General features: G+C 70.2%; 15 protein-coding genes. 10 read left to right on the top strand and 5 right to left on the bottom strand.

All coding sequences use genetic code 11. From position 1 onward, the window contains the following. Window positions 1–23 precede the first annotated feature (23 nt). Window positions 24–1,370, bottom strand: coding sequence for a coenzyme F420-0:L-glutamate ligase (locus ABZ552_RS17770; RefSeq protein WP_281877878.1), 1,347 nt, complete (start codon window positions 1,368–1,370; stop codon window positions 24–26). Further along, window positions 1,367–2,320 (bottom strand): 2-phospho-L-lactate transferase, encoded by a 954-nt coding sequence (gene cofD, locus ABZ552_RS17765; protein WP_281880774.1) that lies wholly within the window; start codon window positions 2,318–2,320, stop codon window positions 1,367–1,369. Before cofD ends, ABZ552_RS17770 begins: the two co-directional genes overlap by 4 nt. A gap of 536 nt (window positions 2,321–2,856) precedes the next feature. Here cofD and ABZ552_RS17760 point away from each other — a divergent pair. From ABZ552_RS17760 to ABZ552_RS17730, 7 genes are all read left to right on the top strand, one after another. Continuing rightward, the gene (locus ABZ552_RS17760; protein WP_029901515.1) at window positions 2,857–3,090 is read left to right on the top strand and encodes a WhiB family transcriptional regulator; all 234 of its coding nucleotides are present in this window, start codon (window positions 2,857–2,859) and stop codon (window positions 3,088–3,090) included. Window positions 3,091–3,213: 123 nt separating this feature from the next. Beyond that, entirely contained in the window at window positions 3,214–3,693 is a 480-nt protein-coding gene (locus ABZ552_RS17755; protein WP_168434228.1) for a metallopeptidase family protein, read from the top strand. 287 nt (window positions 3,694–3,980) lie between these two features. After that, window positions 3,981–4,370 carry a DUF3499 domain-containing protein gene (locus ABZ552_RS17750; RefSeq protein WP_195046620.1) on the top strand — a complete coding sequence of 130 codons (390 nt, stop codon included), beginning with the start codon at window positions 3,981–3,983 and terminating at the stop codon, window positions 4,368–4,370. A 52-nt stretch (window positions 4,371–4,422) separates the two neighbouring features. Then, window positions 4,423–5,799: a phosphomannomutase/phosphoglucomutase gene (locus ABZ552_RS17745; protein WP_281877876.1), complete on the top strand. Its 1,377-nt coding sequence runs from the start codon at window positions 4,423–4,425 to the stop codon at window positions 5,797–5,799. A 118-nt stretch (window positions 5,800–5,917) separates the two neighbouring features. Further along, window positions 5,918–7,120, top strand: a complete 1,203-nt coding sequence (locus ABZ552_RS17740; RefSeq protein WP_357438298.1) for a tobH protein — start codon at window positions 5,918–5,920, stop codon at window positions 7,118–7,120. Continuing rightward, a complete protein-coding gene (manA, locus tag ABZ552_RS17735; RefSeq protein ID WP_281877873.1) occupies window positions 7,120–8,340 on the top strand; it encodes a mannose-6-phosphate isomerase, class I in 1,221 nt (406 codons plus the stop codon). The genes ABZ552_RS17740 and manA overlap by 1 nt, the downstream gene beginning before the upstream one ends. Before the next feature lie 73 nt (window positions 8,341–8,413). Next, the gene (locus ABZ552_RS17730; RefSeq protein WP_281877872.1) at window positions 8,414–9,340 is read left to right on the top strand and encodes a cation diffusion facilitator family transporter; all 927 of its coding nucleotides are present in this window, start codon (window positions 8,414–8,416) and stop codon (window positions 9,338–9,340) included. 34 nt (window positions 9,341–9,374) lie between these two features. Here ABZ552_RS17730 and ABZ552_RS17725 read toward each other — a convergent pair whose 3' ends face one another. Continuing rightward, window positions 9,375–10,844, bottom strand: a complete 1,470-nt coding sequence (locus ABZ552_RS17725) for an NAD(P)/FAD-dependent oxidoreductase (protein WP_281917423.1) — start codon at window positions 10,842–10,844, stop codon at window positions 9,375–9,377. A gap of 452 nt (window positions 10,845–11,296) precedes the next feature. Between ABZ552_RS17725 and ABZ552_RS17720 the strand changes: the two genes are divergently transcribed. Then, window positions 11,297–11,512, top strand: coding sequence for a DUF4287 domain-containing protein (locus ABZ552_RS17720; RefSeq protein ID WP_281877870.1), 216 nt, complete (start codon window positions 11,297–11,299; stop codon window positions 11,510–11,512). A gap of 54 nt (window positions 11,513–11,566) precedes the next feature. Here ABZ552_RS17720 and ABZ552_RS17715 read toward each other — a convergent pair whose 3' ends face one another. Further along, on the bottom strand, window positions 11,567–12,925 hold the full coding sequence (locus tag ABZ552_RS17715; protein WP_357438292.1) for a cation:dicarboxylase symporter family transporter: 1,359 nt from the start codon (window positions 12,923–12,925) through the stop codon (window positions 11,567–11,569). A 188-nt stretch (window positions 12,926–13,113) separates the two neighbouring features. Between ABZ552_RS17715 and ABZ552_RS17710 the strand changes: the two genes are divergently transcribed. Continuing rightward, window positions 13,114–14,616 (top strand): ATP-binding protein, encoded by a 1,503-nt coding sequence (locus ABZ552_RS17710; RefSeq protein ID WP_357438344.1) that lies wholly within the window; start codon window positions 13,114–13,116, stop codon window positions 14,614–14,616. Beyond that, on the top strand, window positions 14,613–15,314 hold the full coding sequence (locus ABZ552_RS17705) for a response regulator (protein WP_281877868.1): 702 nt from the start codon (window positions 14,613–14,615) through the stop codon (window positions 15,312–15,314). Before ABZ552_RS17710 ends, ABZ552_RS17705 begins: the two co-directional genes overlap by 4 nt. On the opposite strand, the gene ABZ552_RS17700 is transcribed toward ABZ552_RS17705, so the two are convergent. Beyond that, window positions 15,315–16,616 carry a cytochrome P450 gene (locus ABZ552_RS17700; RefSeq protein WP_281880770.1) on the bottom strand — a complete coding sequence of 434 codons (1,302 nt, stop codon included), beginning with the start codon at window positions 16,614–16,616 and terminating at the stop codon, window positions 15,315–15,317. Window positions 16,617–16,666 lie beyond the last annotated feature (50 nt).

The raw sequence follows: 16,666 nt of genomic DNA, 5'->3' as shown, positions 1-16,666 counted from the left end.
CCGCGCGGCGGAGAGGAGGCGCTTCACAGCTCGACCAGCCCGGCGCCCGCACCCGTCGGCTGCCGCGGAGTCAGGTCCTCGAGCGGATGACCGACGGCGATGGCGCCCAGGGGGCTCCAGTCCTCGGCCAGGCCCAGCACCGCACGCGTGACCTCCGGCGCGAAGATCGTCGACCCGATCCAGCAACTGCCGATCCCCTCGGTCGCCAACGCGACCAGCAGCCCCTGCACCGCGGCGCCCACCGCGACGGTGAACATGGTGCGCTCGTTCGCCCGCCTGCGCTCGTCCGGATAGTCGTGCGCGCCGTCCGGCACGCAGAACGGGATGATCACCTCGGGCGCGTCGAACAGGATGCGCCCGCGGGCGACCCGGCGCTCGATCCGTTCCGGCGGCAGGCCGTCCGCGGTCAGATCCGCTCGCCACTTCTCCGCCATCGCCTCGAGCAGCCGAGCGCGCAGTTCCGGCGTACGCAGCCACACGAACCGCACAGGGCGCGTGTGGTGCGGAGCGGGCGCGGTCAGCGCGACCGACACCGCCGAGCGGACGCGCTCGGGATCGACGGGCGCGTCGGAGAACTGGCGGATCGAGCGACGCAGCAGGATCGCCTCTCTGCGGCCGCGTTCGATCGCCTCCGCGGTGCCGAGCCAGAACAGGTCGTCGGTGCCGCCGCGGAGCAGATCGGCGGCGCCCGAGCCGTCGTCGACGATCGGCAACCCGCGCACCACGGCGACCGGGACACCGCCGAGTTTGCCTTTGACCAGGTCGGCGGCCGCGGCCAGTTCGTCCGCCACGGCCACCTGGGTGACGAACAGCTCGTTGCCCTGACCGTCGACCGCGCCGGCGTAGTCGTGCAGCACCCGCAGGCCCGCCGCGCCGATGGCGGCGTCGGTCTGCCCGTTGCGCCAGGCACGGCCCATCGTGTCGGTGACGACCACCGCGACCGTCACGCCCAGCCGCTCGGCGAGCGCGGCGCGCAACGCCTTGGCGCTGGCGTCCGGGTCGACGGGCAGCAGCACGAGTTCGCCCTGCTCGACGTTCGAGCCGTCCACGCCGGAGGCCGCCTGCACGATCCCCAGCTTGTTCTCGGTGATCAAAGTGCGGCCCTTGCGGGCGAGCACCCGCACCGCCTCCTGGTCCACGAGCCTGCGCCGGGCGGCGTCGCGCTCCTCGGGGTCCAGCGGCGCCTGCACGATGCGCCCCTCGACCTTGGCGACGATCTTGCTGGTCACCACCAGCACGTCCCCGTCGGCCAGCCAGGGCGCGCAGCGGGCGATGTGCGCGGCGAGGTCGTCGCCGGGACGGAATTCGGGCAGCCCGGTGACGGGCAGGATGCGCAGCTCCCCGGCCGCGTGATCGATGGGTGTGGTCACAGGGCGACTCCAGCGAGATCCAGGGCCTGACGCACCATTTCGGCGGTGGTGGGCGGGTCGGTCATCAACAAAGGCACGCTGCGCACCTCGACCCCGGGCACCTCGGCGGTGTCGGTGCTGTGGATCAGCCAGCCGTCCAGGATCCCCGTGGCCGAACGCGCGCCGTAGTACCGGCCGATCGCCTCGGCCGTGGTCTCCACCCCGATCACCGACAGGCACTCGTCGGCCATGCCGCGCAACGGCTTGCCGTCGATCACGCCGGAAACGCCGATCACCTTGGCCGCGGTGGTGCGCAGCGCGCCGCGGATCCCGGGCACCGCGAGGATGGCGCCGATGCTCACGACGGGGTTCGACGGCGCGAGGAGGACCACGTCGGCGGATTCTATGATATCGATCACATTTGGGGCAGGTTTGGCTTCATCGGCGCCAATTGTGGCGAATCCATGGGTGTCGATGTTCGCGCGGTAGCGAACCCACCACTCTTGAAAATGGATCGCGCGCCGTTCGCCAGGGTTGTCCGGATCGGTCACCACGACATGCGTTTCGCAGCGATCGTCGGTTGCCGGGATCAGTTTCACGCCGGGCTGCCACCTGTTGCACAGCGCCTCGGTGACCGCGGAGAGCCGGTACCCGGCGCGCAACATTTCGGTACGGATCAGATGCGTGGCGATATCGCGGTCGCCCAAGCCGAACCAGTCCGGCTGCGCGTGATATTTCGCGAGTTCCTCCTTGGCGTGCCAGGTCTCGCCGACCCGGCCCCAGCCACGCTCGGTATCAATGCCTCCGCCCAGCGTATACATGCAGGTATCGAGGTCGGGGCAGATCCGGAGCCCGTGCATCCAGACGTCGTCGCCGACGTTCACGATCGCGGAGACGTCCGCCTCGGGCAGCAGTTCCCGGACGCCCTGAAGGAAACGCGCGCCACCGACGCCGCCGACCAGCACGGCGATGCGGGGTCCGTTCGCGGGCGTGGCGTCCGCTTGTTGTCCAGTCACATCCGCACAGCCTATGCGTTGACGCGAACCCTCCCGTTCGCGGCAAATTTGCTATACATTTGCTATCGCAGATCACAAGACAGACTCGGAATGCGGCTGCGGATAGTAACGGAATAGCGACGGCGGCTTGACCATCGACGCGTCCGGCGTGTCTAATCACAGTCATGTCATTCCGGGTTCGCGCGAGAGGTCAACGCGCGAACCGCTTTTCGAACAGATGTTCGCATCGGTATGACAAGCTCGGGGACGTCCGCGGGACAACGTCGCGGGGTATGGCCGTCGGTGCGAGTGTTGGTCCGACGGAAAGAATCATTCTGCGCTAACACACAGTGAGGAGGCGGAGCGTGGCCAACGAGATGGTCTCGCCGACCGATTCCACAGCAGGCGCAGCACGTGGCGTCTGCGCAGATAACGGCGGCTGGAAGGACCAAGAGGGGGGTGACGGAGTCACGGCGCCCCGGCTCAGCCTGGTCGTGACCGGCTTCGACGAGATGTTCGAATCCATCGAAGAGCAGTGGCAGGAGCGCGCCCTGTGCGCGCAGACCGATCCAGAGGCGTTCTTCCCCGAGAAGGGCGGCTCGACCCGCGAGGCCAAAAGGATCTGCATGGGCTGCGAGGTACGCGACGAGTGCCTGGAATACGCGCTCGCGCACGATGAGCGCTTCGGTATCTGGGGTGGCCTCTCCGAGCGGGAGCGCCGCCGCCTCAAGCGCGGCATCGGCTGACAGACGTACGCGAAGCCCGGAGCCGCCCGTCCACGGGCGCTCCGGGCTCGCGCGACACGACCGGACAGCTCGCCGACCGCCTCGGTGCGGACGACACGAGCCCGCTGGCCTAGATTTTGTCTCATGGCACGTTCCCGTAAGCGCCGACCGCCGACCGCCCGGTCGGTGATCCGCCGCGGCCGCGGAGTGCGCGGGCCGATGCTGCCACCCACGGTTCCCGCCTGGCGGACCCGCGGCCAGAAGTTCGACCGGCTGGTCCTGGAGGCGTTCGCCCCGTTGGACTCCCGCTGGCACGACCGGCTCACCAAACTCGACATCGCGGTCGACGACGTTCCGAAGATCCGTCCGCTGCATCCCGATTCGGTCACCTGGCCGGATGAGGTGGTCGCCGACGGCCCGGTGCCCCTCTCGCGGCTCATCCCGGCCGGCGTCGACCGGCACGGCGCGGCGACCCGGGCGCGGGTGGTGCTGTTCCGCAAGCCGCTCGAGCTGCGCGCCAGCGACCCCGACGACCTGGTGGATCTGCTGCGGGAAGTGCTGGTCCAGCAGGTCGCGACCTACCTCGGCGTCGACCCGGACGTGATCGATCCGGAAGCCGAGTGAGTCCTACCCGTCCACGTGGCGGCGGCCCTCGAATGCCGTTGCGGGGCAGACGCGCACGCGTGTAGGCCGGTCGATCTCGGGTACTCCGGCACTCTCAGCCGCGACGAACCACTCGCGTTGCCGATCGGGACACCGTTGTCCGCGCGGCGGGCTACGTCGTGCAGATCACCGCAAGCCGCGTCGCGGCCTGTGGAGCGCCGTGCTGTCCTCGTTTCGCGACGCGCGGACCGAGATTCTTCAAGCGTGTCTGTCCCCATCGACGCGCCAGGGGGGTTACTCTCATCGGCGTGATTCCCATGCGTCGTTGCTGCCGACCAGGCTGCAAGAATCCGGCCGTCGCGACGCTCACCTATGTGTACTCGGACTCGACGGCAGTGGTCGGACCACTCGCGACGGTCGCCGAACCGCACTCCTGGGATCTCTGCGAAACGCACGGCTCACGCATCACCGCTCCGAAGGGCTGGGAACTGGTTCGCCACGAAGGTGGATTCTCCTCCAGCACACCGGATGACGACGATCTGACCGCGCTCGCCGAGGCGGTGCGCGAGGCGGGGCTACGCCGCCGCCCGCCGGAGCGCGAGCAGCGCGGCTATCGCGACTACGCTCCCCCGCCGCCGCGCACCACACGCACGGGTCGCCGCGGCCATCTGCGCGTCCTTCCGGACCCGCCGTCCTGATCGGACGAGGACGATGTCGGACCGGTCCGGCGCAACCACTAGGGTGTTGGGCATGACAGTCGCCCGCTCTGCCGAATTCGTGAACGCGGTGATCAAGGCCTACGACGTTCGCGGCGTGGTCGGTGATCAGATCGACGCGGATTTCGTCAGGGACGTCGGCGCGTCCTTCGCACGGCTGATGCGCGCCGAGGGCGCGCACCGGATCGTCATCGGGCACGATATGCGCGACTCCTCCCCCGAGCTGTCGGCCGCCTTCGCCGACGGCGCGCTCGGCCAGGGCCTCGACGTCGTGCACATCGGCCTGGCTTCGACCGACCAGCTGTACTTCGCCTCCGGCCGGCTGGACTGCCCGGGCGCCATGTTCACCGCCAGCCACAACCCCGCCCGGTACAACGGCATCAAGCTGTGCCGCGCCAAAGCGCTCCCGGTCGGACAGGACACCGGTCTGGCCACGATCAAGCGCGAACTGATCGACGGCGTGCCCGAGTACGCGGGCGAGCGCGGCACCGCGACCGAACTGGACCTGCTCACCGAGTACGCGGAATTCCTGCGCGGCCTCGTCGAGCTCGGCGGCATCCGCCCGCTCACCATCGCGGTGGACGCGGGCAACGGCATGGGCGGCCACACGGTGCCCGCGGTGCTCGGCGCCCTGCCCCAGGTGAAGATCGTGCCGCTGTACTTCGAGCTGGACGGCAGCTTCCCGAACCACGAGGCCAACCCGCTGGACCCGGCGAACCTGGTGGACCTGCAGAAGCTGGTCCGCGAAACCGGCGCGGACATCGGGCTGGCCTTCGACGGCGACGCCGACCGCTGCTTCGTGGTCGACGAGAACGGCGACCCGGTGTCGCCGTCGGCGATCACCGCCCTGGTGGCAGAGCGCGAACTGGCCAAGGAACCCGGCGCGGTGATCATCCACAACCTGATCACTTCCCGCGCGGTGCCGGAGCTGGTGCACGAGCTCGGGGGAACGCCGGTGCGCACGCGGGTCGGCCACTCGTTCATCAAGCAGGAGATGGCCGCCACCGGAGCGGTGTTCGGCGGCGAGCACTCCGCGCACTACTACTTCCGCGACTTCTGGGGCGCCGACTCCGGGATGCTCGCGGCGCTGCACGTGCTGGCCGCGCTCGGCGAGAAGGATCGGCCGGTGTCGGAGCTGATGGCCTCCTACGCGACCTACGCGGCCTCGGGTGAGATCAACTCCACCGTGGCCGACGCCAAGGAGCGGACGATGGCCGTGGTGGACGCCTTCGCCGACCGGGCGCACTCGGTGGACCGGCTGGACGGGGTGACCGTGCAACTGGCCGACAACGCGTGGTTCAACCTGCGCGCGTCCAACACCGAGCCCTTGCTCCGGCTGAACGTCGAGGCCCGATCGGCGGAGGAAGTAGACGCACTCGTGACCGAGATCCTGAGCATCGTGCGCTCCTGACTGGAATAGTGGAATCACAGGCCTTGGATTCGCCCGCCCCGGTCTCGCTGTCGCAGCCGGACCGGGAGGGCGTGGGGGCGGAAAAGACACAGCGCGATGAGGGGAGGTGGGACGCCCGATGATCGCTGGAACACCGGTGCTCGACCTCGACGATGCCGCATCACTCGAGGCCGCCGACGCAGGCGGCGCCCTTCGCTCGGCCGCCTCCGGCGGCGCCCAGGTACGCGCTACCGCGGCGGCCGTGGGTGAGGACGCGCTGGCCCGGCTGGCCGATCTGCGGCCCCGCAGCGTGGTGCTGGTCTCCGGTTCCGGACGTGCCTCGCGTGCCGCCGGACTGCTCGTAGCCGCGCTCGGCGATCGTGCCGGCCTACCCGTGGTGCCCGCCGCCGCTCTTCCGCCGTGGGTGGGGCCGCTGGACGTCGTCCTGGTCTCCGGCGACGACGCGGGCGATCCTCGCCTGATCGATGCCGTCGACCGGGCGCTGCGCCGCGGCGCCGAGGTGGTCGTCGCCGCGCCGCACGAGGGGCCGCTGCGCGCCGCCGCGGCCGGACGCGCCGCCGTGCTGGAGCCACGGGTGCAGGTACTCGGGCACAACCGCCTGTTGCGCTTCCTGGCCGCCGGAATCGCGGTGCTGCGCGCGGTCGACCCGCAGCGCACCGGGCCCGTCGTCCCGGAACTCGCCGAACTGGCCGACGTGCTGGACGCCGAGGCGCTGCGCGACGGCCCGCACAACGAGGTGTTCCACAACCCGGCCAAGACGCTGGCCGCCCGCATGCAACAGCACGGCATCGTGCTCGCGGGCGATTCCCCGGCGGCCGCTGAACTGGCCGAGCACGGCGCCGAGGTGCTGCTGCAGTCCGCGGGCAAGGTCGCCACCGCGGTGGATCTGGCCGAGGCCGTGGCGGCGCGGACCCGGATGGCCGAGGCGGCAGGCGAATCCGCGCCCGGCTTCGATCCGCTGTTCCACGACGAGGAACTGGACGGCCCCGCCCCGGTGGAGCGCATCCGGGTGTTCGTGCTCAGCGCCGATCGCGATCGCGCGGCCGCGCGCCGCCGCATCGCGGTGTTCGGCGGGGAGGGACCGAACCTGGTGGACGCCGATCTGGTGAATGCCGACGTCGACCTGCTGCACACCGAGATGACCGACCCCGCCGCCCCCGCACCGGCCCGCGCCGAGGAGCCCGCGCCCGCGAACGGCACCGAACTCGAACAGCTCGCGGTACTCGCGCTGCGACTGGAGATGGCCGCCGCCTACCTGCGCCTGATCGGCTCGCGCACCGCCGCCGCCGACAGCCAGGGGCAGTACGGGGGAAGCTACTAGTGCACGAACTCGTTGGTGCGCTGCGCTCGTATGCCTGGGGCTCGCGCACCGCGCTCGCTCAGCTGTGCGGCAGGCCGGTGCCGTCCGCGCATCCGGAGGCCGAACTGTGGTTCGGCGCTCACCCCGCCGACCCGGCGCACGTGCGCGTCGGCGACGGCACCACCTCGCTGCTGGACCTGATCGCCGGCGATCCGGACCGGGAGCTGGGCTTCGCCGCAGACCGATTCGGCGGGAAGCTGCCGTTCCTGCTCAAGGTCCTGGCCGCGGAGGAACCGCTGTCGCTGCAGGCGCATCCGAGCACGGAGCAGGCGCGGGCCGGCTTCGATCGGGAGAATCTGGCGAAGGTGCCGTTGGATTCCCCGCTGCGCAACTACCGCGACGACAATCACAAGCCGGAGCTGGTCGTCGCGCTGGAGCGATTCGAGGCGCTGGCCGGTTTCCGCGATCCGGACCGCACCGTCGCGTTGCTGCGCGCGCTGTCGGTGGACGGGTTGCGCTCCTATTGCGAACTCCTTGCCGCCCAACCGGATTCGGCGGGCCTGCGCACACTGTTCACGACCTGGATCACGCTGCCGCAGCATGTGCTGGCCACGTTGCTGCCCGAGGTGCTCGACGGGTGTGTGCGGTACCTGTCCGGCAAGGGCTCCCGCGAGTTCACGGCCGAGGCGCGCACGACGCTCGAGCTGGCCGAGGCATATCCCGGCGACGCGGGTGTGCTGGCGGCGCTGCTGCTGAACCGCGTGACGCTGGAGCCCGGGCAGGGCTTGTTCCTCGCGGCCGGGAACCTGCACGCCTACCTGCGCGGGGTGGGCGTGGAGATCATGGCGAACTCCGACAACGTCCTGCGCGGCGGCCTCACCCCCAAGCACGTCGACGTGCCGGAACTGTTGCGCGTGCTGGATTTCGAGCCGATCGGCCTGCCGGTGGTGCTGCCCGAACCGGCCGGCGACGGCTCGGTGCGCTATCGCACGCCCGCCCCGGAGTTCGCGCTGCGCCGCTTCGACCTGGTCGCCGGTTCCGCGCGGGTGCCGCTGACCGCGGCGGGGCCGGGCATCGTGCTGTGCACGGCGGGGACGGTGCGGCTGTTCCGGGAGGGCTCGTCGCTGGAGCTCACCCGGGGCGCCGCGGCCTGGATCTCCGCCGCCGACACCGACATTCGCGCGCAGGCGGTGGACGGTGCGGTCCAGCTGTTCTGCGCCTGCGTCGGTGCGGCCGGCTGACCGATCCGGAACGCCTGGTACCCGGTGCCCTAGTCTGTTCGCGGTAGGTGGAAAACAGAGAGGACATGCTTCCATGTCGGCTGGCGGTGGCAAGAAGGCGATCATCGCGGCGTTGACCGCGAACGCGGGGATCGCCGCGGCGAAGTTCGTCGGTGCGGCGATCACGGGATCGGGGTCGATGCTCGCCGAGGCCGTGCATTCCGTGGCCGACACGGGCAACCAGGGTCTGCTGCTGCTGGGACAGCAGCGCGCCGCGAAGGAAGCCGACGAGCTGCACCCGTTCGGCTACGCGCGCAATCGCTACTTCTACTCGTTCATCGTGGCGCTGGTGTTGTTCACCCTCGGCTCCGGTTACGCCATCTACGAGGGCATCCACAAGATCCAGCACCCGGAGGAACTGAGTTCGCCGATCGTGGCGATCGTCATCCTGGTGATCGCGATCGCGCTGGAGACCTACAGCTTCACCACGGCGGTGCGCGAGTCCGCGCCGCTCAAGGGCGGCGCGAGCTGGTGGCGGTTCATCCGCAATTCGCGCAGCCCGGAGCTGCCGGTGGTGCTGCTGGAGGACACCGGCGCGCTGATCGGTCTGGTCTTCGCGTTCGCGGGTGTCGGCCTGACCATGCTCACCCACGACCCGATCTGGGACGGCGTCGGCACGCTGGCCATCGGCGGCCTGCTCGGCGTCATCGCGATCGTGCTGATCGTGGAGATGCAAAGCCTGCTGATCGGTGAGGGCGCGACGCCGGAGGAGAACCGGCGGATCCGCGCGAACCTGGTCGACGAGACGCGCATCGACCGCGTGATCCACCTCAAGACCCAGTACCTCGGCCCGGAGGAGCTGCTCGTGGCCGCGAAGGTCGGCGTGGTGCCCGGGCTCGACGTCGCGGCGATCGCCGACGCCATCGACGACGCCGAGTCCCGCGTCCGCGCGGCGGTGCCCGCGGCACGCGTCATCTACCTCGAACCCGACCTCTACCGCACCGAACTCGCCAAGGGCTAGGCGGGACATCCCACTCGCGCGGGGACCTGCGCGGTCAGCGGTGTTGGAGAGCGGGAGCGCGTAACAGATCGAGGGGATCGGTGCGAACCCCGAAACGGTCGCGCAGGGCGTGGCGCGCGGCGTGCAGCCCGCACATGCCGTGGACTCCCGGGCCGGGCGGGGTCGCTGACGAGCACAGGTAGACACCCGGGATCGGTGTGGCGTAGGGGTTCCAGCGCGGGGCGGGACGGAAGGCGAACTGCCGCAGGGTCATCGCCCCGGCGGAGATGTCGCCGCCGATGTAGTTCGCGTTGTGCGAGGGCATCTCCGCGGCGGTGATCACGTTCTTCGCGACGATCAGATCGCGGAAACCCGGCGCGAACCGCTCGACCTGAGCGATCACCTCGGCGCTGACATCGCGGGTGGAGCCGTTGGGCACGTGGGCGTAGGTGTAGAACGTGTGGCCGCCCGCGGGCGCGCGAGTGGGATCGACCACGTCCGGCTGAATGGACAGCACATAGGGCCGTTCGGCGTGCCGCCCCATGGCCACGGCGTGTTCGGCGGCCATGGCCTCGGCGCGGGTGCCGATCACGTGCACCGTTCCGGCCAGCGCGCAGCCCTCGGCCTGCCACGGCACCGGCCCGGAGAGCGCGAAGTCGATCTTGCACGCCGCACCGCCGTACCGGAATCGCCGCAGCCGCTTCGCGTACCGCGCGGGCAACCGGTGCTCGGCGATGCGCAGCAGTTCGGCGGGAGCCAGGTCGAGCAGGACAGCGCGCGCGTCGGCGAACTCGTCGAGCGAATCGACCCGGTGCCCGGTGTGCACCCGGCCGCCGAGACGTTCGAGTTCGGCGATGAGCGCGTCGGGAATGGCCTGACTGCCGCCGCGCGGAATCACCCAGCCCCCGACATGGGCCAGTGCGCCGAGCATCAGCGCCGCGCCCGCGGCCGTGATGGCACGCGGCGGAATGATCGCGTGCGTCGCGATGCCGGTCAACAGGGCGGGCGCGACCTGTTCGCGAAACCTGATGTCCCACAGCGGCGAGCCCTGCTCCAGGGTGCGCAGGCCGAAACGCATCGCGGTCGCGAGCCCGGACGGGACGCGGCGCAGATCCGACATCGCGAGGTCGACCACGTCCGGCCAGTGCCGTACCAGCGGAGCGAACAGTTTGCGCCAGGCCGGGCCGTCGGCGCCGAGATCGTCGACCGTCCGTTCCAGGTCCCGCCAGGCCAGTCCGGCCACGCCGCCGTCGAGCGGATGCGCGTAGGAGACCTCCGGCGCGAGCAGGTCGACGCCGTGCGCGGTCAGGTCGAACGCGCGGAAGAACGGCGCGGCCGCCGCCATCGGGTGCGCGCCCGCGCACAGGTCGTGCCGATAGCCGGGCAACGTCAGTTCCGCGGTGCGGCATCCACCCCCAGCCGTCGCCTCGGCCTCGTACACCTCCACGGCGAGTCCCGCCCGGGCCAGGATCACCGCGGCGGCGAGCCCGTTCGGACCGGAACCGACCACCACCACATCAGCCATATCCCCACGCTACCGGCCGACCTGCTCTCGACGCGGTCGCCGACACCGCAGCACCGCCGCACCCAGCAGTACGGCACCAGACGCGCGTCGTCAGTGCGGACGCCCCACCGCTTCGAGCATGGCCGGACGCCAGGCCTGCTCCGGACGACCCGGACTCGTTCTCGAAGGCCGGAACATGGCCCCGCCTCCAGACCTCGCCGACCGCGGCGAGCCACTCCACCACCAGGACGTCCGATCGCCGGCCGCGCTGCTCAGGTCGAAGACGGCCGCCGCGTTCGAGGGTGGCCAGACCGTGCGCGGGCCGCCTCGGTGCGCGCGCCCACTTCGGACTCCACCGAGCCATAGCGAATCCTGTTTCAGGTGATCCCGAACACTTGGGCGGGACCGGCGACGACTTTCCGAAGCCCGCGCCGTCCGCACCAACGAACGCACGACGAGCAAGGAGAACCACCATGGCGACCAAGCCGCACGGCCCCGCGTCCTACTTCCCCGCCATCGAGGCCAAGTACGGCCGCGCCATCGAGGAGTGGAAGACCGCCATGCGCGACTCCGGACTGACCTCGCACAAAGAACTCGTCGAATGGCTGAAGACCGAGCACGGCTTCGGGCACGGCCACGCCACCGCCCTCACCCAGCACCACCTGCACCCCGAGAAGTGGGCGGCCTGACCCCGGACACCACGAAGGGCCCGCAGATCCTGCGGGCCCTTCGTCCTGCGAGCGCTATGCCTGGACCAGGTCCTTGGTCTCGGCCTCCTGCGGCTGCGCGGGCGTGCCGTGGTCGTCGTCGACCATGGTCCGCTCGTCGAAGGGCGCCTTGCGGTCGAGCACGTCGCGTACCCGATCGACGTCCACGGTCTTGGTCCAGGTACCGATCAGCACCGTGGCGACCGCGTTGCCGGAGAAGTTGGTCAGCGCCCGCGCCTCGGACATGAAGCGGTCGATGCCGACGATCAAGCCGACGCCGTCGAGCAGTTCGGGACGATGACTCTGCAATCCGCCCGCCAGCGTGGCCAGCCCAGCACCCGTCACACCGGCCGCGCCCTTGGACGCGACGATCATGAACAGCAGCAGCCCGAGTTGCTCGCCGATGGACAGCGGCTTGCCCATCGCCTCGGCGATGAACAGCGACGCCATGGTCAGGTAGATGGCGGTGCCGTCCAGGTTGAACGAATAGCCGGTCGGCACGACGACGCCCACGGTGGTGCGTTCCACGCCCATGTGGTCCATCTTCGCGATCAGCCGGGGCAGCGCCGATTCCGACGACGAGGTCGCGACGATCAGCAGGTACTCCCGCGCGAGGTAGCGGACGAGCTTGAAGATCGATACCCGCGAGACGCTCCACAGCAGCAGTCCGAGCACGCCGAAGACGAACACCACGCAGGTGAGGTAGAACGCCAGCATCAGCGTGCCCAGCTTCACCACGGCGTCCAGGCCGGTCTTGCCGACCACATTCGCGATCGCCCCGAACGCGCCGATCGGCGCCAGCCACAGGATCATCACCAGGATCCGGAACACGAGCTTCTGCAGCAGCGCCACACCGCGCAGGATCGGCTCGCCCGCCGTGCCCATGGCTTGCACCGCGAAACCGACCAGCAGCGCGACGAACAGCGCCTGCAGGACATTGCCCGTGGTGAGCGAGGACAGCAACGTCGAAGGGACGATGTTCTGGATGAATTCCCAGGTGCCGCCCGCACTGTGCGCGGTGTTGGCCAGGTCGTGACCGGCTTTGGCCGACTTGCCGATATTCAGTCCCGCGCCGGGTTGCAATAGATTGCCGACGACCAGGCCGATCCCGAGCGCGATGGTCGACATGACGAGGAAGTAGCCGATGGCCAGCCCGCCGACCTTGCCGACGGTGGCCGCCGCGCGCACCGAGCCGATCCCGAGCACGATGGTGCAGAAGATGACGGGAGCGATCATCATTCCGATGAGGTTGACGAAGATGGTCCCCAGCGGGGCGAACGACTGCGCGGCGCCGGGCGCCAGCCGGCCGACCAGGACGCCCGCAACCACCGCCACGATGACAGCCAGATACAGCCAATGAGTGCGGTCGCGCCGCGTGCGAGTCGAGTCGCTCATAGCGAGGATTTCCCTTCGAACGGTACCGACGCGAGGTGGCTCACGCCTTCCAGGCAGAATGATGGTCGGCCGGGTGATCCCGGTCACTGTTTGGTGCATTACGTTCAGCGGAGGCAGAGCTTGTGAGACGCGGTCGGCTCTCCCTCGCCGGGCAGGCGTTCGTCTTCCAGTTGGTCGTACTCGCGGTGATGATCGGGATCGGTGTGGTGCTCGCGGTCCTGGACGCCAGGCACGACAGCGACGTCACCACCACCAGGGAGGTCACCGACGTCGCGGTGAGCGTGGCCGACGCGCCCTCCACCGTCGACGCGCTGCGCAGCGCGGATCCGACGGCGCTGTTGCAGCCGGTGACCGAGGAGATCCGGCGCGAGACCGGCATGGACTTCATCGTGGTCATGGCGCCGGACCGGACCCGTTACACGCACACCAACCCCGCGATGATCGGGCTGCCGTTCAGCGGCACCATCGATCGCGCGCTGGCCGGCGAGACCTTCACCGAGACCTTCACCGGCACGCTCGGCCCCTCGATCCGGGCGGTCACGCCGGTGCACGACAACGGGCGGATAGTCGCCTTGGTCTCCGCGGGCGTGACCCGTGCCAAGATCGGCGACCAGGTCGCCACCCAGCTCCCGGTGATCCTGGGCGTCGCGGGAGCGGGCCTGGTGCTGGCCGCGGGCGGTTCATTCCTGCTCAGCCGCAGGCTGCGGCGGCAGACCCACGGCCTGGCGCCGGACGAGCTGCGCGTGATGTACGAGCACCACGACGCCGTGCTGCACTCGGTGCACGAGGGGTTGGTGGTGTTCGGGCCCTCCGGCGAGGACGCCGAGGTGGTCAACGACGAGGCGCGCCGCCTGCTCGACCTGCCGCCGGGCCAGGTCCGGCGCAGCGACCTCCCGCTGTCGCTGCAGCGGATGAGCTGGGGCACCGTCCGCGACGAGACGCACGTGACCACCGACCGGATCCTGCTGGTCAACCAGGACACCGTCGAATGGGAAGGCCGGGCGATCGGCACGGTGATGACCATCCGCGACCACACCGAATTGCAGGCGGTGATGGGCGAATTGGATTCCGTGCGCAGCTTCGCGGAGTCGTTGCAGGCGCAGGCGCACGAGTCGGCCAACCGGTTGCACACCGTGGTCACCATGGTCGAGCTGGGCCGCCATCGCGAGGCCGTCGAGTTCGCCACCGCGGAACTGGAGCTGTCCCAGGCGCTGATCGACCGGCTGTTCGCCGCGGTGGGCGCGCCCGCCCTGGCCGCGTTGCTGCTCGGCAAGGTGAACCAGGCCGCCGAACGCGGCATCGAGCTGACGATCACCGACGACACCGCGCTGGACTCGGTGGAGCCGCTGTCCCCCCACGAAACCGTCACGCTGGTCGGTAATCTCGTCGACAACGCGATCGATGCCGCGGCGGACAGCACGTCCGGCTGGGTGGAGGTCACCCTGGCGCACCGGCGCGACGCCGCGGACGAGTCGATGCTCTACATCCGGGTCGCCGACAGCGGTCCCGGCATGTCCGCGGAGATGTTCGCGCGCGCGTCCCAGCGCGGGTATTCGACCAAGGCCGCCCATCACGGTCTCGGACTCGCGCTCGTCCACCGGCTGGTGGCTCGCCACGGGGGCAGTATCCGCACCCAACGGGATCCCGAAAGCGCGGTGACCGTGACGATTCCACGAAAGGAAGCGCGATGATCCGTGTGCTGATCGTCGAGGACGAGCCGCTGATCGCCGAGGCGCACCGCGCCTACGTGGAGCGCATCGCCGGATTCACGCCCGTCGGCGTCGCCCACACCGGACGCGAGGCGATGCGCGCGGCGGCCGACGCGGCGGCCGAGGGCACGCCGATCGATCTGGTGCTGATGGACATCGGCCTGCCCGACGCCAGCGGCCTCGACGTCGCCGCCGCGCTGACCGGTCTGGCGCCGCGCCCGGACGTCATCGCCATCACCTCGGCGCGGGACCTGGCCATGGTGCGCACCGCCGTGTCGCACGGCGTCGTGCTGTATCTGCTGAAGCCGTTCACCTTCGCCGCGTTCCGCGACAAACTCGACCGTTACCGCGAGTTCCGCACCGCGCTTCCGGCCGGTGAGAGCGCCATCTCCCAGCACGACATCGACCGGGCGCTGAGTGCGCTACGCACCCCCGACCAGCGCGCGGCGACACCCAAGGGCGTCGCGCCGCAGACCCTCGACGAGATCTCCCGCACGGTGCGCGCGGCCGAGGGCGAGGGCGTGACCGCCGCGGACACCGCGACCTCGGTCGGCGTCTCGCGCATCACCGCCTGGCGTTACCTGGAGAAACTGGCCGACGACGGGCTGGTCGTCCGGCGCTCGGACTACGGCAGGGCCGGGCGTCCGAAGACCCGCTACGTCTGGAAGACCACCGGTTGATCAGACCGGCTCCGGCGCCTGCGCGGGTTGCCCGAGACGCACCGGCAGCCGCTCGTAGCCGTGCAGGGTGAACAGCGCGCGCCGCTTCGGCGAACCGTCCGGGCGCAGTCCGGGGAACCGCTCGAAGAGGGCTCGCAACGCGTAGACGCCTTCCATCCTGGCCAGGCTTGCCCCCAGGCAGACGTGCACGCCGCTGCTGAACGACAGGTGCTCCTTGGCGTTGTCGCGCCCGACGTCGAATCGCCCGGGATCGGCGAAGACCGCCGGGTCGCGGTTGGCTCCGGCCAGCGACAGCACCACCGTGTTGCCCTCGCGCACCGTGATCCCATCGATCTCCACGTCGGTCAGCGCGGTCCGCGCGGTGGTCTGCACCGGTGAGTCGAAGCGCAGGATCTCCTCGACGGCGTTGGGCCACAGCTCCGGTTCCGCGCGCAGCCGCTCCAGCTGATCCGGGTGCGCCAGCAGCTGCGCGACACCGTTGCCGATCAGGTTGACCGTCGTCTCGAAGCCCGCTCCCATGAGCAGGCTCGCGGTGGCCTTGAGCGCGTAGGAGTCCAGCTCCCCCGCGGTGACCAGCGCGGAGAGGATGTCCTCGCCCGGCTCGCGGCGCAATCGTTCGATGTGCTGGTCGAGGTAGTCGTTCATCACCTCCATGGCGCGCAGCGCGTCGCGGTACGCCCGCCACGGGATGCCGACGTCCAGCAAAGGCGTCATCTGATCGCCCCAGTGCAGGAACCGCGCTTTGTCCTCGTCGGGGAACCCGAGCATCTCCGAGATGATCGCGATCGGCACCTGGGCGGCGAACGACCGGATCAGGTCCGCCGAACCGTGCGCGGGCAGCGCGTCCAGCAGCTCCGCGGTGACCGTCTCGACGCGGTCGCTGAGCCTGCGGATCGCGCGCGGGGTGAACGCCGAGGCGACCGGCTTGCGCATGGCCGTGTGCTCCGGCGGATCGATCACCAGCATCGAGGGCGGCTCGACCGGATTCGGCGGCAACGGGAAGCGTTCGGCCAGTTTCTGCAGCGGCTTGGGGATGTTGAAGCTCTCGGTGGTGCGCACACCGAAACGGCTGTCGCGCAGGATGGCGCGGCACAGCTCGTGGTCGAAGGTCGCCCACGCGATGGAGGTGCGCAGCAGCCTTCCCTGCCCACGCAACCGCTCGATGAGCGGATACGGGTCGTCGAAGCCCGCGGGCCCGCCCATCAATTCGGCGAACGGGTCACCGTGGCGCGCCTGCAGGCGCAGGACGAGGCGCGGCGCGCCCTGTACGGACAACCAGCGGAACCAGTAATGCGGCTGCATACTCCAAACCCCCTCGTCGTGCGGTGACTCCACCGTACGGAACGCTACCG

Origin of the sequence: Nocardia sp. NPDC019219 (assembly GCF_040632645.1) — a bacterium.
Taxonomy (GTDB): Bacteria; Actinomycetota; Actinomycetes; order Mycobacteriales; family Mycobacteriaceae; genus Nocardia; species Nocardia sputorum.
This window is presented reverse-complemented; position numbering and strand designations above follow the sequence as displayed.

Excerpts from the sequence above, each read along its gene's own strand:
- ABZ552_RS17760 (WP_029901515.1), top strand. The coding sequence starts at position 2,857 with ATGTTCGAATCCATCGAAGAGCAGTGGCAGGAGCGCGCCCTGTGCGCG.
- ABZ552_RS17755 (WP_168434228.1), top strand. The coding sequence starts at position 3,214 with ATGGCACGTTCCCGTAAGCGCCGACCGCCGACCGCCCGGTCGGTGATC.
- ABZ552_RS17745 (WP_281877876.1), top strand. The coding sequence starts at position 4,423 with ATGACAGTCGCCCGCTCTGCCGAATTCGTGAACGCGGTGATCAAGGCC.
- ABZ552_RS17740 (WP_357438298.1), top strand. The coding sequence starts at position 5,918 with ATGATCGCTGGAACACCGGTGCTCGACCTCGACGATGCCGCATCACTC.
- ABZ552_RS17730 (WP_281877872.1), top strand. The coding sequence starts at position 8,414 with ATGTCGGCTGGCGGTGGCAAGAAGGCGATCATCGCGGCGTTGACCGCG.
- ABZ552_RS17725 (WP_281917423.1), bottom strand. The coding sequence starts at position 10,844 with ATGGCTGATGTGGTGGTGGTCGGTTCCGGTCCGAACGGGCTCGCCGCC.
- ABZ552_RS17720 (WP_281877870.1), top strand. The coding sequence starts at position 11,297 with ATGGCGACCAAGCCGCACGGCCCCGCGTCCTACTTCCCCGCCATCGAG.
- ABZ552_RS17715 (WP_357438292.1), bottom strand. The coding sequence starts at position 12,925 with ATGAGCGACTCGACTCGCACGCGGCGCGACCGCACTCATTGGCTGTAT.
- ABZ552_RS17710 (WP_357438344.1), top strand. The coding sequence starts at position 13,114 with ATGATCGGGATCGGTGTGGTGCTCGCGGTCCTGGACGCCAGGCACGAC.
- ABZ552_RS17705 (WP_281877868.1), top strand. The coding sequence starts at position 14,613 with ATGATCCGTGTGCTGATCGTCGAGGACGAGCCGCTGATCGCCGAGGCG.
- ABZ552_RS17700 (WP_281880770.1), bottom strand. The coding sequence starts at position 16,616 with ATGCAGCCGCATTACTGGTTCCGCTGGTTGTCCGTACAGGGCGCGCCG.